This is a genomic window from Trinickia symbiotica (genome assembly GCF_003028655.1).
Lineage (GTDB): Bacteria > Pseudomonadota > Gammaproteobacteria > Burkholderiales > Burkholderiaceae > Trinickia > Trinickia symbiotica_A.
The window spans coordinates 333,591-355,283 of the sequence record NZ_PYUC01000002.1 but is presented as its reverse complement, the minus strand read 5'-3'; the positions used below and the strand labels follow the sequence as shown (position 1 = coordinate 355,283).

Below are 21,693 nucleotides of genomic sequence, written 5' to 3'. Positions count from 1 at the left end.
CCCCTGTTCGTTGCTTCGCTTGGCCAAGGTCGAGGTCCCGCTCACTGCGAAATCAGAAATATTTGCGCTTTCCGAATCGAAAGCAAGTGTAACACTTGTCGATTGAAAAATGGCAGCGCCCGCCCCCCGATGGGCACGCAGGGCGCTCTGAAATGGCGCGCTCTCCGATTAACGTGGCGGACCGTTTTGCGAAGCGAAGCGGACGCCCGGTCAAAGGCGGTAGATGTCCGGTGCTGGCCGCTGCCCAATGCAGTCGACCGTAGTCGACCCGTAGATCTCAAGCCGAGAAAGTGCGAGCCAATGGTGCACTGGTCGCAGAGCTTGCAAAGCTATACGCGGACCAGCCAAACGGGGCCCATCCTAAGCTCGCGGAGATTGTAAGTTTGGCTGCAACTGTGAGTCCCGACATGCTCGACCTTTCGCTGCCGACGCGCCATCGTGACTGCCACACTCCGCAAGATCGCCGCTGATCAAATCTCGCACGGGCATTTCGACGGCGGCTAGGCGGTCGTCAATTGCGTGGCAGTGGTATAGTAAACATTCAATAACTATGCTCGCCGACCAGTTGGTACAGCGTGATATGCGCATGGCATTGATCGGTGAATACCCGCGCAGAAGGCGGTGCGGCTGCCTTATCGAAACTGGTACTCGAATGACGGCAATGGCTAAGGGGCGCCAGCAAATTCACTTCGCGAATGGCTGTGTACATCCGAAATGCGCCGCACAGGTCGCAACATGGCGACCGGCAGCAACGGATCGACCACCGACAGCCGCATCCGGCAGGATTCCGCCAGGAGAGGCCGTTCGACATCTAGCCCAAAATCGTCGACAATCATTTGGAACGGTCGCGTGGAGCAAAAACAGTATGGGTATACTTTGGACGGCGGTCTGGCCGCTTGATATTCAAATGAGGGCTTGGCTACAAGAGCTTGGGGTTCCACATCCTAATGTCTCGTCTCGCTTTCCAACCGAAAGCGAAATCAAATCTGGCAGTAGCCAGCGCAGAGAAAAAGCCGGTCGCATGAATTTTAAAAAATTTCAAGACAAACCCCTTATAAATCTGCGAATTTCCTCTCTTCATTGGTGTCCGCTCGAATACGTGTAGGCTTGGCTGTAAGGCCGCCAATTAACGGTTATGACTTTTCTATTGATGTACTGATCGCGAATCTTCAAATGTCAATAAAAAAGAAAGATAGAAGCACAGTAAATGAATGGTGTGCTCAATACGAGCGCGTTCGGCCAGACTACTTTCGGCTTACCACGAAAATTGAGTCGCTGATGTCGGACATATTGCAAGCAAAAGACATTGGCTACCACCTCATAGAAGCTCGAACCAAGGACGCCACCAGCTTTCGAGAGAAAATTGTGCGGTCATCAAAGTCGTACACGAACCCTTTGGAGGAGCTTACTGACCTTACTGGTCTTCGGATCATTACGTACTATCAAGATGACGCAGCGCTTATTGGGGAATTAATAAAAAGCGAATTTGACGTAGATAGCACCAATTCCGTTGAGCATTCTCCTATAGATTCCGAGTTCGGATACCGTTCAGCACATTACATCGTGCGTCTAAGTGATAGCCGGGCGCAGCTTGTAGAATGGGCTGGGCTTGCCGGATTGCGGGCCGAGATTCAAGTGCGAACCGTGCTTCAACACGCTTGGGCTGCAATCTCGCACAAACTCCAATACAAACGTGAACACGATGTACCAACATCGCTTCGCCGAAAACTATTCCGTCTTTCGGCACTTTTCGAGCTCGCAGACGATGAGTTTGTTTCTCTTCGAGATGCCTCTGGAAAACTGAGTAAACAGATCGATAATCAATTATCCAAGGGCGATCGAAATATTCGAATCGACCATGTCTCGTTAAGCCAATTTGTTGAACAGTCCATCGTGGTTTCTGAGCTATGCACTTTCGCTGCTGAGGTAGGGTTTAGCTTTGATAATCCAAATCATCCAGATGATTCGAGTCGGGATATAATTTCTGACTTGGTCCTGCTAGCCGGTTATGCTCGACTGAATACGCTCTCTCAGCTCGAAAATGCTCTCGAGGGAGCATTATCTTGGGCCAAGGCATATTTCGCCGAGCAATATCTTCAAAGCGGAGGTCCTGGCGAGCAACATGAATGGTACGTTTCCCCAGCATTCATCTGCGAATTGCTGCTCATTAAATCTCACATCTCACATCTCCGTCCAGGTTATTTGCTGCAGCTTGGCTGGGATCGCAGCATTGCATCGAGAGTGTTCAAAGTCGCCAAGGAATTTCGCCCACTAGAAGCCTAACCTCACGGTCAAGACGGACTGCCTGCAAGCTGTGCTTGCAGATTACCCCCGCGGCTTCGTTGCTTTAGCGGCCAGTTACCTCAGACGTTCCCGAACGTCGGCTTCTTAGATCAAGCGATTTCCGCTTCGGGTCGAAAGTACGCATCCGCTGCAGTGAGACCGGACATTCGGGGTTGCCGAAGCGCGAATGTCCGAAGACCGATCTGTAGCTGCCTCAGGAACAGCGGCACTTGAACACCAGCAAAGGCCGATTTGCGGCCGCGAACTGGTACGGACGCATCTCGCTTGACCCCGAAACCCGGCGTTGCCATGAGACAGAGCGAAGCGGTGAGGGCGGAGGGGGACGTGCGTCGAGAATCAAAGATAACGAATGGCTGAGTGCCGATGACCCGATCCGATCGGTTAGTCGCTAGCGGGGAACTTCGCGAAAACGCCACGGGTGCCGCGTCGGGTCCTAGTACCGAGCGTGTTTTATGCCATCCTCACTCGACGTCGGGCAGGTCGGGGCCGAGTTCCGCCTAGATCTGATCGATCGACGGGAATCCCGCTTCGAGCGGCTCCGGAACCTGACGGAGAAGCTGGTATTCCGCAACGCCCATCGGATTGGTCAGCCCGCGCAGAGCGTATTCTGCGACCAGCCGGTTCTTCTTTCGACATAAGAGCAAGCCGATCGTTGGCTGATCCTCGGGCCCCTTCAGTTCCGCGTCGACCGCCAACAGATAAAAGTTGAGTTGGCCCGCGTATTCAGGACGGAAGGGCGTCGCCTTCAATCCGACGACCGCGTAGCTACGCAGCTTCAAGTAATAGAACAGCAGGTCGATGAAAAATTCGTCGCCACCGACGACGAGTCGATACTGGCGACCAACGAATGCGGAGCCCGCGCCCAGCCCCAGCAGAAAACGCGTAATGTGACACGTGACCGCAGTCTCGATATGTCGCTCCTGAGCTTCCGTCAGCCCAGGAAATTGAATACGTACGGATACTTCGATGCTTCGCGTGCCAGATCGGATTGCGGTGGTGGCAATCGCGCATCAAAATTGGTGATCACGGCACCGGCACGCGAATAAGCGTGGGTATTATCGATCTGCATCGCAAGCACGTTGCGCGACCAGCCGTACTCGAGCGATTGGGCGGCGTACCAATTGCGTGCGCCCGGCTCGTTGAGCTTGTCCAGCAAGGTCACGATATGAGACCAAGGCAATTGTGCAACGGCCTGTTGCACAATTGCGGGCGTCGGCCATACTTGGGGCGACGCCCGCATGTACTTGAGATTGCGTGGCAAAAACCCTTGCACGTCGGGAAAACCCGCCTTTAGATCCCGTGCGAGCCGGTGACGTCATGGATTGCGCCTGCTAATCCACCGCTGGCGTAAATTTGAGGTGAGGCTTGAGGTCAGGATTCGAGACCGCCAGCAAATTCAGCGTCGCCGCGCCGAATCGGCGCACAAACTCATCGTCGAGGTTGTAGCTATAGTCGGCAAGCGGAAGCTCCATCGGGAATAGACGCTGAGTGACCGCCAGCACGCGTTCCACTTCGATCGTGTATGAAATCAGCGCCTGCTTCTCCTCTGACCACATAACTACCACACATTCTTTTTCGGGATGCTTAGCCATCAGTAGCCTCGACACTGTTGATAGTACATGAAGGCGCGTTGAGAGCAGGCGTCCATAAATCGAGCCCCGCCCATCGCGGCCCGATAGGCCGTGCATTCCTCCATATTTCGTCATTCCTTTCCGCTGTTTCGGATTCGTCCTGCCCATGCTCGCCAGCTTCACCGCTAGGCTCAACGATGGCAATCGACTCTGGAGCCGAGCTGAACGTAATGGGAACCACGGCAATTGTGCAGCAGCTTGCTGCACAAATGTGCCGTCCGGCCACGCCTCGGCGAAAGCCCTCATCTATTTGAGGTTGCGCGGGGAGAAGCCCCGCAAGTCGAGAAATTCGGCTTTTGGGCCCGGGCCAGTTGGTCGGTCACCTAAGGTGATTGTCACGCAACGGGGCATGCACGCCTGTATGATCGAGTGAGTCCGACGCAGACGCATCCTGAAAATAAGGGTGCTCGCCGATTTCGACGGCGACTTTTGATCGGCATTAGCAACGGCTCATCTCCAAGGAGGCGGAGATGCACGACTAGAAACTCGCAGTGCAAGCGCCTGCAGAAACTCACCGATCATTGCCGAAGGTGGATGTCGCGGTTCGTTATACCACCGGCTGTCGAAGAACCAAGCCGGTCCGAAAAAGAACAAAAACCCCGCACGACGTTGATCTAGGGGGGTTCTCCGGAACAATCGGCATGAGCCGGAACATCCTATGGTGCCCGGGACCGGACTCGAACCGGCAAGCCTTTCGGCGGCGGATTTTCGTCACACTGCATCTTTCAATGCCGGCTTTGATCACGCTGTCGCGTCATCGCCGTTCGTGCGCTGGACTATGCCTTCGCCATTGCGGCAGACAGCACGCGTCTGCCTCGCCGCATTAGGCGCCCCCCGTCTAGTCTCTACACCTTCCGCGACGCGCGCGGCGACAACCGCGTGCGAAGGGCTTGGCTCGGCGTTGCCTCGGCACGATCGCGCGCGCTTTCGCTCTCGCGAAGCGTTGCACGAATGTGAGCCAGGGGGTTCGCCGAATTTGAAGGGTTCTACACCGACCGTTTCCGGCCGGGCACTCAAACGCTTTAAGTCCGCTATGTTTACCAATTTCATCACCCGGGCAGGGTGGACGCGATTCTACCATCGGTCGAGCGACCATCATGCACCTACGCGGGCTACGTTAAAATGGCCGCCGCCCAAGAACGCGACCCCTTCATGAAGAAACCTTCCATTGCATCGTTCTGCTGCGTGCTGCTCGCCCCGTTTCTGATAGCTGGCTGCTCGCTCTACAAGAATCCGAGTGCTTGCGAGGCGCGAATGCGCGAGACAGTCGCTCGGAATTTGCCGAACGACGAGCTTTCGGTATCGCACGTCGGCGTGGGAATCCGCGGCTCGCGCGTGGTGGTGGAGGGCACGGTCGAGGGACCGCCTGCGGCGGCATCGGCGGCCAATGGGGCCACCCCGGCGAGTGCACCCATCGCAGCTTCCGCGCCAACCGCCACCTCGTCGACTGTCGCTGCGAAGCCCAAGAAAATAAAGCGTCCCGCCGCGGCCGAATGCCTCTTCGACGGCGAGTCGTTGACCTCCATGCGTTGGTTCAATCCCCCGGAACTAACCGCGTCCTCCGGTGGCGCCTCGTCCGCTCCCTAACCCAAACAACGCCAATCGGAGGCTTGCGCGCAACAGCCTTGCCCAGTCCGGGACCGCTTCGAGCAACCACACGCGCACGCGGCAATCGAAGCATCGGCATCACACACCGTGCCCGCCCCACGGTGCTAGCATCATCGCGTCGGCCACCCACATGATGGAGGCAAAAATGGACGGCTTCGTGAGACACCGGATAGAAGGCGTATCCGTCGACGTCGAGGTCATCCCTGCTGCGCCGCAAGGGTTCACGGCCCGCTTCAGGATTTTCGGCGATGCCGGCGACGAGCCGGACTGGCATGCCGTTCATCTGACGCAGGGGCCGTTCTCCACGCGTCGGCAGGCCGAGGAGGCGGCGAAATCGGCCGCGCTCACGCGAATTCTCGAGCACGGCTCGCACGGACATTGACCGCAAGCGCGACCGCATCGGCGGATCGGCTTGCAGTCCTCAGGAGTGCGAAGAAAACGAGGGAAGCGGCAGTCGCGAAATATAGGGGAACCCGCGATTTTGCACACGGGTCCCCGGGACCGGTAAAATGCGCGGCTGATCCACGGCGATGCGACCGTGGCAAGAAAGCGGAAGGATTCCCTCGACATGACTGATCTTCGTTTTACCTCGCGGTTCGCAGCCCTCGTTCTGGCCGGAGGCCTCGTGGCTGGCTGCAGCTCGCCGTCGCCCACGCAGGTCGACTACAAGAGCGATTCGAAGTCGAAGCAGGCCTCGCTCGCCGTGCCGCCGAACCTGCTCGAGGAAACGTCCGATCAGCGTTCGCTGCCTCCGCAAGGCGGGGAAGCCTCTCTTTCTTCGCTGCAGAAGGTTCAAAAGGCGGCGCCGCCCGAAAACGCCGTCATCCCGCCTGTTGCCGGCATGCATCTTCAGCGCGACGGCAGCGAGAGCTGGCTCGTTATCGACAACAAATCGCCCGATCAAGTCTGGCCGCAGGTGCGCCGTTTCTGGCAGGAGCAGGGCTTCCTGCTCGTCGTGGATCAACGCGACAAGCATGTGATGGAGACCGACTGGAACGAAACGCGTCCGCAAGTGAACCAGGGCCTGATCCGCAATACGCTCACGAAGGCAATGGGCAACTCCTACGTGGCGGCGGAGCGCAACAAGTACCGCACGCGCCTCGAAGCGGCCCCGAACGGCGGCACGTATGTCTTCGTCAGCCAGAAGGGCATGGGCGAAGCGCTCGAGGGCGTCCACAACGATTCGACAACGTGGACGCCGAAGCCCAACGATCCGGCGCTCGAAATGGAGTATCTGAAGCGGATCATGGCGGCGCTCGCGCTGGCCGATTCGCACGGCGGCTCGGCCGGGCAGCAAGCGGCGAACGAATCGGCTGCAAGCCCCGAGGCCACCAAAGTTGCCGCCGATAACGGGAACGCGAAAAGCGATGCGAAAGCCGCGGCCGTCGCTGCGCAAAACGTGACGCAATCGGCGCAATCGGGTCGCGGGCCTGGCGCCGCGATGGATGTTCAGGATGCGCTGACGGAGCTGACGCTTTCCGAGCCTTATGACAACGCCTGGCTGCGTGTCGGTATTGCGCTCGATCGAAGCAATTTCACCGTCGACGACAGAGACCGCACGCGTGGCCTCTACTTCATTCGTTACGTCGACCCGAAGGACCTGAGCTCGGAGGAGCAGGGCTTCTGGAGCCAAGTCTTCCACGGCCACAAGGAAAAGGTCGCGAAGGTCTACCGCGTCAACGTTCGCGCGGTTACGCAGGACCAGACGCGTGTCGCAGTCGTGGACGACAAGGGCGTTGTCGATTCGTCGGCGCCGGCGAAGCAGATCATGGCGCTCCTCGTCGACCAATTGCGTTGACGACTGATGGCGGCTTCGCGCCGCCGCCGATTCGATCATCCCGGACCCGCCGCATAGGCGGGTTTTTTTTCTTGGTCACCGTTCGTGGACCAGCAACAGCGATCCTCACGGTCGTTGCGACCGCTCCGTGTCTTCGCGATGTCACGTGACGTTACGCCGTAACACGCGCGTACGGCGCTATCCGCGCGCAACGCGCCGCAGCCTTTTTTCCTTTGCGAATCAGCGGTTTCGGATGCCGCACACGGCTTGGCACACAAGCTGCTCTCTCAGCCCCCAACCAGCAAAACACGGGGGAGGGCGGAGGGCTGAGCTCGACTGGCTTGATGCGGCGAGGGCGCTCAGACGATAAAAGGCCGGTGATTAGAAAGGACTCCGAACTATTTCGCGGTCCGGTCTTTCGACGATCATGGCTCGCGCGTGACGCGTACGAGCCCCGCTGGCCCCGTCGCCTATCCTCGTAGGGCGACGGTTTCGCCCGCGTTCTTAGGAACGCGGGTCTTTTTTTGACAGCGAACGAAAAGCGCCGATTGGACGGTCTCGTTCGAAGACCGACTCCTCAATGCGCCGAGTTCGGCAGATCGAGAATCAGGATGATGGTCCAGTCGGCATCGCCATCGTGATGGTATTGCCGCTCCACTACGACGAACGGCTGCTGCTTGCCCGCCGGTCCCAAAAAGAGCACGTCGCCTTCCATCGGCAGGCATTCGATCGGCGGCAACGCGAGAAACGCGTCTTGCGAGCCTCGCGGCATCAGCTTTTCGATCTTGCGAGAAGCTGCCTCGGTCCATTCGATATCGAGCTGGATGTTGCTCATTGGGTCCTCCGCACCGAAGTGCGCTTGTTGAATTGCGGGAAATCGTCGGAGCGCGACTTTAGCATACGGGGTTTGGGGCGAGAGGCCGATAAAAAAGCCGAAGCCGGCGGAGCCGGTTTCGGCCTTTTTCAAGACGCTGTGACAGGAGTGCGCGTTGCGACGCTGACTCCGATCCCATGCGAAGCATGGGCGGCGCGCGCATGAGCGCGCTCCTCAACGCCTTACTCGGATTTCGGCGCGGCCTTGTGATGATGGCGCATGCCCTTCTCGTGATGCATCGTCTTGTGCGCGGGCATCTCCTCCGCCGGCTGCTGTTCCTGTTGTTGCTGCAGTGCCTGCGCGCGTTGTTCGACTTCGGCGGACTTCGCCGGATCCGTGCTTACCGACACGCCGCCTTCTTGCGCGTACGCGGCGCCGGCCAGCACCGAGAGGGAAACCAAGACAGTCAGGGACACTTTGTTCATTATTTGCCTCCGTGCGATGAAGTGGATCGGTCGTAATGGCCCGATGCTGCCGTCCCGCGGGACACTGCATTCTATCGGGCCTCTTTCGTTGCCGGGCTTTCATATGCGACAAAAGCGACGTTTGGTAACGTGCTGTTACATATGATTGCCGCTACCCGTCACGTCACTATAGGTCAGTCTTCCGCACTCATCCGAGCGCGCGATTCTTCTAGAACCAGCCGAGCGCGCGATAGACATGGAATTGCGCGCGGCCAATCACCTCGTGCAAAGCGATGTTCGCATTGACGAGATTGGCGAGGCGAGGAATAACGCCCGTCCTGTTCTTGCGTGCATTCGAAACGACGGGCTGCGGGGCGAGGCCGAAGCGATCGAAATCGAGCATGGCGCGCTGCATCTGATATGCGGATGTGACGAGTATCAACGAGTCGTAATGTTTGCCGCGCAAAATTCGCGCCACGTGCTCGGCGTTCTGATAGGTGTTGAGGCTCGTCGTTTCGAGCAGCAGATCGCTGGATGCGACGTGAAGGCGCAGCAGATAGGGCGCGTAGTTGTCGGCCTCGCTGGTCTCATGTCGCTGGGGATTGCCGCCGCTGACGATGACCGTGCATTCGGCACTCGGCGCGCTGCGTTTGCAGGCGTCGTAGAGCGTTGCGGTTTTTGCGATTCGAATGAGAGCGTCGGGCTTCGGCACGAGCACGCCTTCATCATTGTGTTCGGTGCCCGTTCCGAGCATGACGATGACGGTGTCGTGACCGAAGCGGACGTGCGGCGTGTTTTGTGCGCCGCGCTGCGCCCAATCGAGGAGCGGGTTGGCGAGCCAGCCCGCCGCCAGCAGCCAGAAAACGGCGGCTGCCGAAATGGCGAGCGCGGTGCGTGCACGGCGCCAAAGTAGAAAAAGTGCGAAAAAAAGCGCGAATAAAGTGAATACGATCAATTCGGATGCGGTAACGTATGGGTTCTGGATAGAAGAGCGAGCCGGCACCTGCGCCGGTCGCGGCGCATCGGACAGCGTCCGATTGCGGGGGGCCGCGACAGCTCCGAATCTCGAGTTAGCGATAATACGGTGGCGACAGGCGGGAAGGGTTGCCGCCGCGATTCATTGCCGGCGCTTCACGCGGCGGCTCGGCCACGGCTCGCCCGTGACCGTTCTGCATCATATCCGTATTTGAATGAAGAAAGGGTCGAGATGACCATGTATTCGAACGAAGCGGTACTCGAGGCTCTGCGTCGTGTTCAATATCGTCAGGTTCCATGGGCGCGTCGCCCAGGTGTCTTCGAGTATCTGCGCGGCCTCGGTTTAATGGAAACGGCGCGCCAGCGCACCGTTTCTCCCGGCGCTGGCTTTCATGCGCCGGTGGATATCGCCGTGTTGACCGAGCGGGGTCGCGCGGAATTTGCCCGGCTTGCCCGCGAGGAGCGATCGGTTGCCTGGTCGGCGCACCGGGCCGATGGTTACGTTTGCCGGGCAGAATTGGCGCTCTAGCGCTCTTTGCACCTCGTTCGGCGGTCGATCGAAGCTCGCGCGAGCGTTCGCTTCGTCGGCGTGCCTTGGCTCATCGCCCTCGGTGTTTTCGCGCGGCCTGAAAAAAAAGCCCGTACCCTTGCGGGCACGGGCCGTTACCGGTGCATTTCTGCTGCCACGCCGTGGTCATGGCAATTACTCGGACTGGCTAGCCGCGCAGCGGTTCCCTGCGTTTGCGGCTTCTTGCTCCGTGAAACGCCGAATGGCCTTCGCGCTCGGTTCGCGGCGGTCGCTCAATGCCCGTTTTGTCTGGGTCTCATCGGTGGGGGCGGCCGCTCGTTGCCGCCGCGCGTCGCCTCTGGGTGCGAACGTGCGTTGTTGACGATGTCCCCGCGCAGGTTGCCGCGGGGCACGTCGGTCGCGGAGTGACTTCGCTCGCCTGCGCCCGGCTGGCTGGACAACGCGCTGCGAATCGCCGCTGCTTGCGGATCAGCGGCGGCCGCAGGCTGCGCGGTCGCTGCGACGACGAACGAAACGATCGCACCCAAAACCACCCAAGGTGCTCGCTTCATAGTGGCGCTCCAGGCAGAGCCGCCGTTGCGGCTCGATTGAATGGAACCACCCTACGCGGGCGCGTCGCGCCCCGCTGTAATGATTCGTAAATGGATGTTTCGCCGGACGGCGGCGATCGAACGCGCATCGCCTGCCGCCCGGCGGCGAACCTTGCCGGCAGCGGCGATGCGAGTGAATGAGGCTGGAGGGTGGAATCAGGCCATTTTGACGGGGGCGCGCCACGATTCCGGATTGGTCCAGAACGCGCCGCGCAGACGGTCGCGGCTCGGCGGCGCGGGCGGCTTGACGGCCGCCGTGCCGATGCGGCCGCGCAGCGAGATCTGGCGTCCGCAGCCGCTGAGGCGCTTCACGATCTCGGCGAGCGTGCCGTCGGCCTGCCACTCGTCGAACCGGCGCCGACAGGTCGGCGGAGAAGGATAGCGGCCCGGCAGCTTCGACCAACCTTCACCCGTCGAGAGCACCCAGAGCACGGCGTTGACGACTGCGCGCGCTTCCACGCGAGGGCGTCCGCGCCGCTCGGCCCGTGCCGGCTCGGCACAGAACAACGCCTCGACCAGCGCCCATTCGTTATCTCTCAAATCGTCGAACAGCATCATGTCCTCACCTCAGCGAAACTAACCCCGGTGCGCCGCCCCGCGCCGCGCACTCCCGAGACGTTCGATGTACGAACGTCGCACGAGCCGGCTCTTGCCGCGAACGATCGGGTCGCGGATCATGCCGGCGTCGCGCGCCGAGCAACGCAGGAAGCGTGCCACTTATGAAGCAAACGCCGTAAAGCCGCGTCGCATCAAGCCCGACGGGATGTCAGCTAGGCGCGTATCTGACTTCAAAATGCGTGCCCCGAAAATCAGGGCAATCACCAATCTTGTGCGGTCAGCCCGTCGCGGGTGCGCGCGCGCTCGAATATTGCGACGCCGCAAGCACGGTTGGCGAGGCATCGCTGCGATCGCTGCAAGCTTGGTGAAACGGAGAGACAGCCGGCTCGAGGATGCCTTTGCACTTGCAGCATCGGAGCGACTCGAGCGGCGCATCGAAAAATCTCGGTCGGCGCTTCGAAGAGAGGTTTTGACGGCAGGCGCGGGCGCGTTGCAGGGGCACGGCGGTGGCACGGTGGCGGCATTGCCGCGCGTTCGGGCTCCCCCGTTTACGGGGCCTCGGATTTTGCGTAAGATGACGTTCAATCGCGCGGCGAGTTCCACGGAATACCGCCGCTCCGTCCGGCTGGGCATGGTTCGATTGCTGTCCGATTCGCCGCCCCCCGGTCCGTGCTCCCATCAATATGACCGATCAAAATCGGGCGAGCGCGTCTTCAGTTCCATTTCGTCTGTTTGATCCGGTTCTTTGACCACACAGGGTCTGGCCTAGCTGCATGAATACCCAAGAGGCGAAGATCGTCCTCGAGACTGCTTTGATTTGCGCGCACGAACCGCTGAAGGTCGGCGACTTGCGCAGGCTTTTCGCCGACGGCGTTTCGGCGGATACGGTCCGTGCGCTGCTCGAGGATTTGAAGAACGAGTGGTCCGGCCGCGGCGTCGAACTCGTCGCGTTGGCGTCGGGCTGGCGCTTCCAGAGCAAGCCCGCGATGCGCGGCTTTCTCGACCGTCTGAATCCGGAGAAGCCGCCGAAGTACTCGCGCGCCGTGCTGGAGACGCTCGCGATCATTGCCTATCGGCAGCCCGTCACACGCGGTGACATTGAAGAGATTCGCGGCGTCACGGTGAATACGCAGGTGATCAAGCAGCTCGAGGATCGCAACTGGATCGAGGTCATCGGGCATCGCGACGTGCCGGGCCGGCCGGCGCTTTACGCGACCACGAAGCAGTTCCTCGACGATCTCGGCCTGAAAGCGCTCGACGAGCTGCCGCCGCTCGAGGACCCAGCGGGCCAGCTCGATGCGAGTCCGCTCGCGCAACATGCGATCGACTTCCCGAGCGACGGCGCCGAGGGTGGCCATGGTGGCGAGACCGCCGAAGCTGACGAGGCCGCCCAGGTACCGCTCGATGCCGCGCAAGAGGATCCGCAAGAGGATCCGCAAGAAGCCGAGCACGGTTCGTGCGACGTTGCCCCGGGCATGTCGGACGAGACCGAAGACGCAGCGTCGCAAAAGGACGATGACGACGCGAGCGCCGCGCAGGATGCGGCGGGCCCTGGCGTCGGCGAAGTCGGCGAGCGTGCACATTTGCTGCATGTGGTCGAGCCGCTTCCGGTCCGCATGAAACACGAGGATCCCGCCGGCCGTGCCGACGAGGACGACGATACGTTCTCCGGTGACGAAGCCGAATCGCGCCGTGCGTGATCGCCGCGAAATTTTTTCGCGCCCGAGACGGGCGCGCGCCATCTAACATCGAGGTTGTTTTGACTGATACCCACGACACCGAATTGTCCGCATCGGGGCATGCCGTCGAAGCCGCGGGCCGCGAAGAGGCGCACGAGGCGCAGGCTGCCGGCGAGCGCGAACCGCACGCCCAAATCGCGGAAGCGGGCGATCAGGAACGCCCGCGCCGCGGGTTGCGGCGCGGGCCGCGCAGTCTGATCGCGCGTCGACGCGCGGCGGCGAAGACGAAGGGCGAACAAGGCGCGCAGGCGCAGCCCGCCGAGGCGGCGGAAGCCCGCGAGACCGAAGGCGGCGACGCCGCGCCGGCGCAGGCTCGCGGACCGAAAAAGGGCCCCGGCAAAGGCGGGCGCAATGCAACGGCGCGCCGGCCCGAGCGCGCGCCGGCCGACGAGAAGCGCGGGGACGCGCCCGGCGCCGAGGACGATCTTTTCGCCTACGTGACTTCGCCGGCTTTCGATGCCGACAACAGCACGACGGGCGGCGTGCGCGCGCCGATGCTGAGGCGCGGGCGGCCGGCCCCGGGCAAGCGCGTGCTCGCGCCAGACGACGATGCGCCGAAACTGCACAAGGTGCTGGCCGAGGCCGGCTTGGGTTCGCGCCGCGAGATGGAGGAGCTCATCGTCGCGGGCCGCGTATCCGTGAACGGCGAGCCCGCTCACATCGGGCAGCGGATCATGCCGACCGATCAGGTCCGCATCAACGGCAAACCCGTCAAGCGCCGGGTGCAGACGAAGCCGCCGCGCGTGCTTGTCTACCACAAGCCGGCCGGCGAGATCGTGAGCCATGCCGACCCGGAGGGGCGTCCGTCGGTGTTCGACAAGCTGCCGCCGATGAAAAGCGCCAAGTGGCTCGCCGTCGGCCGTCTGGACTTCAACACCGAAGGTCTGCTGATGCTGACGACCTCGGGCGATCTCGCGAATCGCTTCATGCATCCGCGCTACAGCGTCGAGCGCGAGTACGCGGTGCGCGTGGTCGGCGAGCTCTCGGAAAGCTCGCGCCAGAAGCTGCTGCAGGGCGTCGAGCTCGAGGACGGGCCCGCCAATTTCCTGCGCATTCGCGACGGCGGTGGCGAAGGCACGAATCACTGGTACCACGTCGCGCTGGCCGAAGGTCGCAACCGCGAGGTGCGCCGGATGTTCGAGGCGGTCGGTCTCATGGTGAGCCGGCTCATCCGCACGCGGCACGGCCCGATGGCGCTGCCGCGCGGCTTGCGGCGCGGCCGCTGGGAAGAGCTCGACGACAACGAAGTTCGCGGCCTCATGGCGTCGGTCGGCCTCAAGGCGCCGTCCGAGGATAAGGGCGCCCGGCGCGCGACGCAGGAGCGGCGCCAGCCCGATCCGATGCAGACGTCGATGGGCTTCATCAGCCGCGAGCCGGTATTGACGGCGCACGGCCGCTTCGAGCAGCAGGGGCGCGGGCCTGGACGGCGCGGCCCCGGCGGCGGCGGGTTCGCGGGCGGTGGCGCGGGCGGCTTCGGCGACGCTCCGCGCGGCTACGGCAACCGTGCCGCCGCAGGCGGGCCCGGCAAGAAGGGCGCGCGCCCGCCGCGCGACGTCGACGGCAATCGAGCGGCGCCCGCGGGCGGCAAGCGCGGTTTCGGCGGCAACGCGAACGGCAACCGCGCGGGCAATCCGGGCGGACAGCGACCGGCGCCGCGCAACCGCACGCGCGGCCGGTAGCAGCCGCCGTGGCGCCGGCAGCGGCCGGTTCCGCCGCTTTGGGCGCCTCGCCGTGCGAGAGGCGGCGCCGGGGCGGAAAGGCGCGCTGAGCGCCGCCGGCCGCACAATCGAGCGCGCTTCGTCGAGCGCGGCTTGCGGGGCCACTTCGCTTTGCAAGCCATCTCGGAAAATGCTAGAATCGCAAAGTCGCTGGGCGTACGGCTTCACTTGTGCGGCTCAGGTGGCGACCACCGGTAAGAAGATGGGCGTTCAGCCCATTTTTTTTTGGCGTTAAGCGTTAACAATCCGGGTTCGGCATCTCGGGTAGCACTTCTTTCACCGTGCGCCGGCAAGGCGTGCGGCCTCGTGAGGTTTCGTGTGGCGCGCGCGAACACCTTAGAGGGCACAGTGCAACTGACGGAACTGATAGAAACCACGGTCTCGGGCATGGGCTACGAGCTGGTCGACCTCGAACGGACCGGACGGGGATCCCTCTGCGTCTACATCGATCAGCCGTCGGGTATCGCCATCGAGGACTGCGAAAAGGTCACGCGTCAGCTCCAGCACGTTCTGACGGTTGAAAACATCGACTACGAACGGCTCGAAGTATCGTCGCCGGGGCTCGATCGGCCGCTCAAGAAGCTGGCGGATTTCGCACGCTTTGCAGGCAGCGAGGCTGTCGTTACGCTGAAAAAACCGTTGGACGGACGCAAGACGTACCGGGGCATTCTTCATGCGCCGAACGGCGAAACGATCGGTTTGGAATTTGAAGGGAAGGAGGGCGCCGCGATGCTGGATTTCACGCTCGCGGACATGGATCGTGCACGCCTCGTCCCGCACGTTGACTTTAGGAGCCGCAAATAATGAGTCGCGAAGTGTTGATGCTGGTGGATGCGCTGGCGCGCGAGAAGAACGTCAACAAGGATGTCGTGTTCGCTGCGCTTGAAGCCGCCCTTGCTTCGGCCACCAAAAAGCTCTTCGAGGAAGACGTCGACATTCGCGTGCACATCGATCGCGAGAGCGGCGAGCACGAAACGTATCGCCGCTGGCGCGTCGTCCCCGACGAGGCCGGCCTGCAAGAGCCGGACCAGGAAATCCTCCTGTTCGAAGCACGCGAGCAGCAGCCCGAGATTCAGATCGACGAATACATCGAAGAGCCGATTCCCTCGATCGAGTTCGGCCGGATCGGTGCACAGGCCGCCAAGCAGGTGATTCTGCAGAAGGTGCGCGACGCCGAGCGCGAGCAGATCCTGAACGATTTCCTCGAGCGCGGCGAAAAGATCATGACGGGAACGGTGAAGCGCCTGGACAAGGGCAACTTCATCGTCGAGTCGGGCCGCGTCGAAGCGCTGCTGCGTCGCGACCAGCTGATTCCGAAGGAGAATTTGCGCGTCGGCGACCGCGTGCGCGCCTATATCGCCAAGGTCGACCGCACCGCGCGCGGCCCGCAGATCGAGCTTTCGCGCACCGCGCCCGAGTTCCTGATGAAGCTGTTCGAGATGGAAGTGCCGGAGATCGAGCAGGGGCTGCTCGAGATCAAGGCCGCGGCCCGCGATCCGGGCGTGCGGGCGAAGATCGGCGTCGTCGCCTACGACAAGCGGATCGACCCCATCGGCACCTGCGTCGGCATCCGCGGCTCGCGCGTGCAGGCCGTGCGAAACGAGCTCGGTGGCGAGAACGTCGACATCGTGCTATGGTCCGAGGATCCCGCCCAGTTCGTGATCGGCGCGCTCGCGCCGGCAGCGGTCCAGTCGATCGTCGTCGATGAGGAAAAGCACTCGATGGACGTCGTCGTGGACGAAAGCGAGCTCGCGGTCGCGATTGGCCGCAGCGGCCAGAACGTCCGACTCGCCAGCGAGCTGACCGGCTGGCAGATCAACATCATGACGCCGGACGAATCTGCGCAAAAGCAGAACCAGGAGCGCGGTCTCCTGCGCGATCTGTTCATGGCGCGGCTCGACGTGGACGAGGAAGTGGCCGACATTCTCATCGACGAAGGCTTCACGAGCCTCGAAGAGATTGCCTACGTGCCGCTCAACGAAATGCTCGAGATCGAGGCGTTCGACGAAGACACCGTCCATGAGCTGCGCAACCGCTCGCGCGATGCACTGCTGACGATGGCGATCGCGAACGAGGAGAAGGTCGAAAACGCGTCGCTCGACCTGAAGAGCCTCGAGGGCGTCGATTCGGACCTGCTGGCGAAGCTCGCGGCGCACCGGATTCAAACGCGCGACGAGCTGGCGGAGCTTGCTGTCGACGAATTGGTCGAATTGACTGGAATGGAAGAGGAAGCCGCGAAGGCGTTGATCATGAAAGCACGTGAACATTGGTTTCAGTGAGTGAACGACTATGACGCACTGAAACGTAAAGCGGCCGCGGACAGGACGATCTCAGGTATCACGCACGATCGTTCGCTGTCCCCGAGAGGCTGGCCGCACACCCCGATGCTAACCGCAAGGAATCGGTCCTTGCACTAAGAGGAATGAATGGCGAGTAACAACGTAGCCCAATTTGCCGCGGAACTGAAGATGCCTGCTGGAGTGCTCCTCGAGCAGCTTCAGGCAGCGGGTGTACAGAAAGCGAGTGAAGACGATGCCCTGTCCGAATCGGACAAGGCGCGCCTGCTCGACCACTTGCGCAAGGCACACGGTTCGACCGATGCGGACAAGCGCAAGATCACGCTGACCCGCCGGCACACGTCGGAGATCAAGCAATCCGACGCGACGGGCAAGGCTCGCACCATTCAGGTTGAAGTGCGCAAGAAGCGCGTCTTCGTCAAGCGCGAGGAGCCGGGCGAAGCGGCTGCGGCGGATGTCGCCGGCCAGGCGGATGAAAGCGCCGAACTGCAGCGGCGCGAGGAAGAAGCGCGCCGCGAAGCGGAGCTGCTCGAGAAGCAGGCGCAGGAATTGAAGGAGCGCCAGGAGCGCCTCGAGCGCGAGGAAGCCGAGCGTCAGGCCCGCGAGCAGGCCGCCGAGGCCGAGCGCCGCCGCGCCGAGGAAGAAGCGGCGCAAAAACGCGCCGAAGTGGCTGCGCGCGAGCAAGCCGAGCGCAGCGCGGCCGAGGACGAACGTGCCGCCGCCGACGAGCGCGCAGCGGCCGAGCGTGCGGCCGCGGAAGAGCGTGCCGCCGCCGAGCGGGCCGCGCAGCGCGAGGCTGCGAAGAAGGCCGAGGATGCGGCACGCGAAGCCGCCGAGAAGGCGCGCGCCGAGCAGGCGGAAATCGCCAAGCGCCGCGCGGCGGCCGAGGCCGAAGCGCGCGCGATTCGCGAAATGATGAATACCCCGCGCCGGGCCCAGGTGAAGGCGCCCGAGCCGGCACCGGCGGCGAAGCCTGCTGAAGCGGCGGCGAAGACGGCCGAAGGCAAGGGCACGCTGCACAAGCCCGCGCGCCCGGAAGGCGCCGCGGCGTCCCGTCCGGCCGCGCGCAAGGCGGCACCGGGTGCGGCTCAGACGCCCGCTCCGGCGGCTCAGCCGTCCGCGGACAAGAAGAAGCCCGGCGGCAAGGGCGGCTGGCAGGACGACGCGGCCAAGCGGCGCGGCATCAAGACGCGCGGCGATTCGAGCGGCGGTGTCGACCGCGGCTGGCGCGGCGGCCCGAAGGGGCGCGGCAAGCATCAGGAAGCGGCGACGTCGTTCCAGGCGCCGACCGAGCCGATCGTCCGCGAGGTGCACGTGCCGGAAACGATCACGGTCGCCGATCTCGCGCACAAGATGTCCGTGAAGGCATCCGAGGTCATCAAGATCATGATGAAGCTCGGTCAGATGGTTACGATCAACCAGATGCTCGACCAGGAGACGGCGATGATCGTCGTCGAGGAACTCGGGCATCATGCGGTCGCGGCCAAGCTCGACGATCCGGAAGCGCTGCTCGTCGAAGGCGAGGCGAGCGATGCGGAGCAACTGCCGCGTCCGCCCGTCGTCACGGTTATGGGCCACGTCGACCACGGCAAGACGTCGCTGCTCGACTACATCCGCCGCGCGAAGGTCGCGGCCGGCGAGGCGGGCGGCATCACGCAGCACATCGGCGCCTACCACGTCGAGACGCCGCGCGGCGTGATCACGTTCCTCGATACGCCGGGTCACGAAGCGTTCACGGCAATGCGTGCGCGCGGCGCGAAGGCGACGGACATCGTCATTCTCGTCGTGGCGGCCGATGACGGCGTCATGCCGCAGACGAAGGAAGCCATCGCTCACGCGAAGGCGGGCGGCGTGCCGATCGTCGTCGCGATCAACAAGATCGACAAGCCGGAGGCGAACCCCGAGCGCGTCAAGCAGGAGCTCGTTACCGAAGGCGTCGTGCCGGAAGAGTACGGCGGCGATTCTCCGTTCGTGCCGGTTTCGGCCAAGACGGGCGATGGCATCGACGATCTGCTCGAGAACGTTCTGTTGCAGGCCGAAGTGCTCGAGTTGAAGGCGCCGGTCGAGGCGCCGGCGAAGGGTCTCGTCATCGAGGCGAAGCTCGATAAGGGTAAGGGCCCTGTCGCGACGATTCTCGTGCAGTCGGGCACGCTCACGCGTGGCGACGTCGTGCTCGCAGGCAGCGCCTACGGCCGTGTCCGCGCGATGCTCGACGAAACGAGCAAGGCGACGAAGACGGCGGGACCGTCGATCCCGGTCGAGATTCAAGGGCTTTCGGAAGTGCCGGCGGCGGGCGAAGAGGTCATGGTGCTGCAGGACGAGCGCAAGGCGCGTGAGATCGCGCTGTTCCGCCAGGGCAAGTTCCGCGACGTGAAGCTTGCGAAGCAGCAGGCCGCGAAGCTCGAGAGCATGCTCGAGCAGATGGGCGAAGGCGAGGTCAAGAACCTGCCGCTCATCGTCAAGGCGGACGTGCAAGGCTCGCAGGAAGCGCTCGTGCAGGCGCTGCAGAAGCTCTCGACCGACGAAGTGCGGGTGCAGATCGTGCACAGCGCCGTTGGCGGCATCAGCGAATCGGACGTCAACCTCGCGACGGCATCGAAGGCGGTCATCATCGGCTTCAACACGCGCGCCGATGCTCAGGCGCGCAAGGTTGCCGAGTCGAACGGCATCGATATCCGTTACTACAACATCATCTACGACGCCGTGGATGAAGTGAAGGCGGCGATGTCGGGCATGCTCGCGCCGGAGAAGCGCGAGGTCGTCACGGGCATGGTCGAGGTGCGTCAGGTGTTCCGCGTGCCGAAGGTCGGCAGCGTCGCCGGCTGTATGGTGACGGACGGTGTCGTGAAGCGTACGTCGTCGGTGCGCGTGCTGCGTAACAACGTGGTCATCCACACGGGCGAGCTCGATTCGCTGAAGCGCTTCAAGGACGACGTGAAGGAAGTGAAGCAAGGCTTCGAATGCGGCATGTCGATCAAGAACTTCAACGACATCGTCGAAGGCGATCAATTCGAGGTGTTCGAAGTGACCGAAGTCGCACGGACGCTGTAAGCCCGGCGCGCTGAAAGAAGGTTGGGGCGGGATGGGCTTCGTGGCCCGTCCCGCCCGTTGCTTTTGTGGCGGCTGCCAGTCGGCGCGGGCTGCATGAAAGCGGGAACGCGGCAGCGCCGAACGGCCGAACGGCCGAGCGCGCATCGATCGAATCAGGAATTGGCATCAGGAATTCGCCATGTCGAAGAAACGTAATACCCCGAACCGCAACGTGCAGATCGCCGATCAGATCCAGCGCGATCTGTCGGAACTCATCATGCGCGAGGTCAAGGACCCGCGCATCGGGCTCGTCACGGTCCAAAGCGTTGAGCTGACGCCCGACTATGCGCACGCGAAGGTCTACTTCACGACGCTCTCCGGCGACCCCGACGCGACGCAGGCGGCGCTCAACCATGCGGCGGGACACCTGCACAATCTGCTTTTCAAGCGATTGCACATTCACACCGTTCCGACGCTGCATTTCCACTACGACAAGACGATCGAAAAGGCCGTCGAAATGTCGCGGCTCATCGATCAGGCGAACGCGACGCGTGCGAAGGACGACTGATCTCGCACGCCGCGCCGTCGCCAGCCACTGCCCAGAACCGGCCTTGAGGCCGCGGTCCCCGGCTCGCCGCCCTGAAGGGCAGGGTTTCAAACCGAGGCTAGTTTTACGATGAACCAACCCCAACGCCCGCGCGTGCCGCGCCGCGCGCTCGACGGCGTACTGCTGCTCGACAAGCCCGTCGGGCTCTCGAGCAACGACGCGCTGATGGCCGCCAAGCGCCTTTTTCTCGCGCTGAAAGCCGGTCACACGGGAACGCTCGATCCGCTTGCGTCGGGTCTGCTGCCGCTTTGCTTCGGCGAGGCGACGAAATTTTCGCAAGACCTGCTCGACGCCGACAAGACTTACGAGGCGACGATGCGCCTCGGCATTCGCACCTCGACCGGGGATGCGGAGGGCGAAGTGCTCGAAACGCGCGCGGTCGTGAATATCGACGAAGCTTCGCTTGCGGCCGCGTTTGCGCGCTTTCGCGGCGAGATCGTTCAGGTGCCGCCGATGCACTCGGCGCTCAAGCGTGACGGTAAGCCGCTCTATGAGTATGCGCGGGCGGGACAGGTCGTCGAGCGCGAGGGCCGCACTGTGACGATCCGCTCGCTCGAGGTGCTCGGTTGCGCGCTGCCCGATATCGCGTTTCGCGTCACCTGCAGCAAGGGCACCTACATCCGCACGCTCGCCGAGGATATCGGCGAAGGCCTGGGCTGCGGTGCGCATCTCGTCGCCTTGCGGCGCACGGGCGTCGGCGCACTGACGCTCGAGCATGCGGTGACGCTCGACGCGTTGTCGATGATGGAAGCCTCCGCGCGCGATTCAGTGCTGCGGCCGGTCGACGCCTTGCTGTCGACGTTCGTGGCGGTTCGGCTGGGAGAGGAAGAAGCGCGGCGCTTTCAGCACGGTCAGCGGCTGCGCCTCGCCGAAATGCCTGAGCTCGCCGGCTCGACAACGGAAGGCGATCCGGCCGAGGGCGCGCGGGTTCGCGTGTATCGTGCCGAAGACGGCGCGCTGCTCGGCGTGGCGCGCGCCGTGGCCGGCGTGCTGGCGCCGGAGCGCCTCGTCACGGTGAAATAAATCTGAACCGCAGCCCCCAACGCTCAGTA

The 21,693-nt window shown here is 62.8% G+C and carries 17 protein-coding genes and 2 pseudogenes; 12 read left to right on the top strand and 7 right to left on the bottom strand.

Features of this window, described 5'->3' with window-relative positions; translation table 11 throughout:
- Window positions 1-1,278: 1,278 nt before the first annotated feature.
- The gene (locus C9I57_RS05070; RefSeq protein WP_181321729.1) at window positions 1,279-2,283 is read left to right on the top strand and encodes a GTP pyrophosphokinase; all 1,005 of its coding nucleotides are present in this window, start codon (window positions 1,279-1,281) and stop codon (window positions 2,281-2,283) included.
- 518 nt (window positions 2,284-2,801) lie between these two features.
- On the opposite strand, the pseudogene C9I57_RS05065 reads toward C9I57_RS05070, so the two are convergent.
- Together C9I57_RS05065 and C9I57_RS32630 are read right to left on the bottom strand one after the other, a co-directional pair.
- Window positions 2,802-3,613: pseudogene (locus C9I57_RS05065) on the bottom strand (PDDEXK nuclease domain-containing protein); the annotation flags it as partial.
- Window positions 3,614-3,635: 22 nt separating this feature from the next.
- A complete protein-coding gene (locus tag C9I57_RS32630; RefSeq protein WP_181321728.1) occupies window positions 3,636-3,896 on the bottom strand; it encodes a hypothetical protein in 261 nt (86 codons plus the stop codon).
- Between the two features lie 1,191 nt (window positions 3,897-5,087).
- On the opposite strand from C9I57_RS32630, the gene C9I57_RS05050 reads away from it, so the two are divergent.
- From C9I57_RS05050 to bamC, 3 genes are all read left to right on the top strand, one after another.
- Window positions 5,088-5,522 carry a hypothetical protein gene (locus C9I57_RS05050; RefSeq protein ID WP_181321727.1) on the top strand — a complete coding sequence of 145 codons (435 nt, stop codon included), beginning with the start codon at window positions 5,088-5,090 and terminating at the stop codon, window positions 5,520-5,522.
- A 166-nt stretch (window positions 5,523-5,688) separates the two neighbouring features.
- The gene (locus tag C9I57_RS05045) at window positions 5,689-5,925 is read left to right on the top strand and encodes a hypothetical protein (RefSeq protein WP_107149541.1); all 237 of its coding nucleotides are present in this window, start codon (window positions 5,689-5,691) and stop codon (window positions 5,923-5,925) included.
- A gap of 186 nt (window positions 5,926-6,111) precedes the next feature.
- Complete coding sequence (gene bamC / locus C9I57_RS05040; RefSeq protein ID WP_107149540.1) at window positions 6,112-7,341, top strand: outer membrane protein assembly factor BamC; 1,230 nt, start codon at window positions 6,112-6,114, stop codon at window positions 7,339-7,341.
- A gap of 556 nt (window positions 7,342-7,897) precedes the next feature.
- Here bamC and C9I57_RS05035 read toward each other — a convergent pair.
- The 3 genes from C9I57_RS05035 to C9I57_RS05025 form a co-directional block, all read right to left on the bottom strand.
- Window positions 7,898-8,155, bottom strand: coding sequence for a hypothetical protein (locus tag C9I57_RS05035; RefSeq protein ID WP_018438737.1), 258 nt, complete (start codon window positions 8,153-8,155; stop codon window positions 7,898-7,900).
- A gap of 221 nt (window positions 8,156-8,376) precedes the next feature.
- On the bottom strand, window positions 8,377-8,619 hold the full coding sequence (locus C9I57_RS05030; RefSeq protein WP_107149539.1) for a hypothetical protein: 243 nt from the start codon (window positions 8,617-8,619) through the stop codon (window positions 8,377-8,379).
- 208 nt (window positions 8,620-8,827) lie between these two features.
- The gene (locus C9I57_RS05025) at window positions 8,828-9,553 is read right to left on the bottom strand and encodes a YdcF family protein (RefSeq protein ID WP_107149538.1); all 726 of its coding nucleotides are present in this window, start codon (window positions 9,551-9,553) and stop codon (window positions 8,828-8,830) included.
- 252 nt (window positions 9,554-9,805) lie between these two features.
- Here C9I57_RS05025 and C9I57_RS05020 point away from each other — a divergent pair, with 252 nt between their 5' ends.
- Window positions 9,806-10,102 carry a hypothetical protein gene (locus C9I57_RS05020; RefSeq protein WP_107149537.1) on the top strand — a complete coding sequence of 99 codons (297 nt, stop codon included), beginning with the start codon at window positions 9,806-9,808 and terminating at the stop codon, window positions 10,100-10,102.
- Between the two features lie 272 nt (window positions 10,103-10,374).
- Here the strand turns inward: C9I57_RS05020 and C9I57_RS05015 are convergent, their stop codons facing one another.
- Complete coding sequence (locus tag C9I57_RS05015) at window positions 10,375-10,653, bottom strand: hypothetical protein (protein WP_107149536.1); 279 nt, start codon at window positions 10,651-10,653, stop codon at window positions 10,375-10,377.
- Window positions 10,654-10,851: 198 nt separating this feature from the next.
- A pseudogene (locus tag C9I57_RS05010) lies at window positions 10,852-11,247 on the bottom strand (transposase); the annotation flags it as partial.
- A 776-nt stretch (window positions 11,248-12,023) separates the two neighbouring features.
- Here C9I57_RS05010 and scpB point away from each other — a divergent pair.
- The 7 genes from scpB to truB all read left to right on the top strand — a co-directional run bounded on the left by scpB (window position 12,024) and on the right by truB (window position 21,664).
- Window positions 12,024-12,950: an SMC-Scp complex subunit ScpB gene (scpB, locus tag C9I57_RS05000; RefSeq protein ID WP_107149534.1), complete on the top strand. Its 927-nt coding sequence runs from the start codon at window positions 12,024-12,026 to the stop codon at window positions 12,948-12,950.
- Between the two features lie 59 nt (window positions 12,951-13,009).
- Window positions 13,010-14,668, top strand: a complete 1,659-nt coding sequence (gene rluB, locus C9I57_RS04995; RefSeq protein ID WP_107149733.1) for a 23S rRNA pseudouridine(2605) synthase RluB — start codon at window positions 13,010-13,012, stop codon at window positions 14,666-14,668.
- Between the two features lie 387 nt (window positions 14,669-15,055).
- A complete protein-coding gene (rimP, locus tag C9I57_RS04990; protein WP_018438728.1) occupies window positions 15,056-15,511 on the top strand; it encodes a ribosome maturation factor RimP in 456 nt (151 codons plus the stop codon).
- The gene (gene nusA / locus C9I57_RS04985; RefSeq protein ID WP_107149533.1) at window positions 15,511-16,986 is read left to right on the top strand and encodes a transcription termination factor NusA; all 1,476 of its coding nucleotides are present in this window, start codon (window positions 15,511-15,513) and stop codon (window positions 16,984-16,986) included. Before rimP ends, nusA begins: the two co-directional genes overlap by 1 nt.
- Window positions 16,987-17,133: 147 nt before the next feature.
- The gene (infB, locus tag C9I57_RS04980; RefSeq protein WP_107149532.1) at window positions 17,134-20,055 is read left to right on the top strand and encodes a translation initiation factor IF-2; all 2,922 of its coding nucleotides are present in this window, start codon (window positions 17,134-17,136) and stop codon (window positions 20,053-20,055) included.
- A gap of 178 nt (window positions 20,056-20,233) precedes the next feature.
- Window positions 20,234-20,602, top strand: a complete 369-nt coding sequence (gene rbfA / locus C9I57_RS04975; protein ID WP_107149531.1) for a 30S ribosome-binding factor RbfA — start codon at window positions 20,234-20,236, stop codon at window positions 20,600-20,602.
- A 108-nt stretch (window positions 20,603-20,710) separates the two neighbouring features.
- On the top strand, window positions 20,711-21,664 hold the full coding sequence (gene truB / locus C9I57_RS04970; RefSeq protein WP_107149530.1) for a tRNA pseudouridine(55) synthase TruB: 954 nt from the start codon (window positions 20,711-20,713) through the stop codon (window positions 21,662-21,664).
- Window positions 21,665-21,693 lie beyond the last annotated feature (29 nt).

Coding starts and splice junctions, on each gene's coding strand:
- C9I57_RS05070 (WP_181321729.1), top strand. CDS start 1,279: ATGTCGGACATATTGCAAGCAAAAGACATTGGCTACCACCTCATAGAA.
- C9I57_RS32630 (WP_181321728.1), bottom strand. CDS start 3,896: ATGGCTAAGCATCCCGAAAAAGAATGTGTGGTAGTTATGTGGTCAGAG.
- C9I57_RS05050 (WP_181321727.1), top strand. CDS start 5,088: ATGAAGAAACCTTCCATTGCATCGTTCTGCTGCGTGCTGCTCGCCCCG.
- C9I57_RS05045 (WP_107149541.1), top strand. CDS start 5,689: ATGGACGGCTTCGTGAGACACCGGATAGAAGGCGTATCCGTCGACGTC.
- bamC (WP_107149540.1), top strand. CDS start 6,112: ATGACTGATCTTCGTTTTACCTCGCGGTTCGCAGCCCTCGTTCTGGCC.
- C9I57_RS05035 (WP_018438737.1), bottom strand. CDS start 8,155: ATGAGCAACATCCAGCTCGATATCGAATGGACCGAGGCAGCTTCTCGC.
- C9I57_RS05030 (WP_107149539.1), bottom strand. CDS start 8,619: ATGAACAAAGTGTCCCTGACTGTCTTGGTTTCCCTCTCGGTGCTGGCC.
- C9I57_RS05020 (WP_107149537.1), top strand. CDS start 9,806: ATGACCATGTATTCGAACGAAGCGGTACTCGAGGCTCTGCGTCGTGTT.
- C9I57_RS05015 (WP_107149536.1), bottom strand. CDS start 10,653: ATGAAGCGAGCACCTTGGGTGGTTTTGGGTGCGATCGTTTCGTTCGTC.
- scpB (WP_107149534.1), top strand. CDS start 12,024: ATGAATACCCAAGAGGCGAAGATCGTCCTCGAGACTGCTTTGATTTGC.
- nusA (WP_107149533.1), top strand. CDS start 15,511: ATGAGTCGCGAAGTGTTGATGCTGGTGGATGCGCTGGCGCGCGAGAAG.
- infB (WP_107149532.1), top strand. CDS start 17,134: ATGGCGAGTAACAACGTAGCCCAATTTGCCGCGGAACTGAAGATGCCT.
- rbfA (WP_107149531.1), top strand. CDS start 20,234: ATGTCGAAGAAACGTAATACCCCGAACCGCAACGTGCAGATCGCCGAT.
- truB (WP_107149530.1), top strand. CDS start 20,711: ATGAACCAACCCCAACGCCCGCGCGTGCCGCGCCGCGCGCTCGACGGC.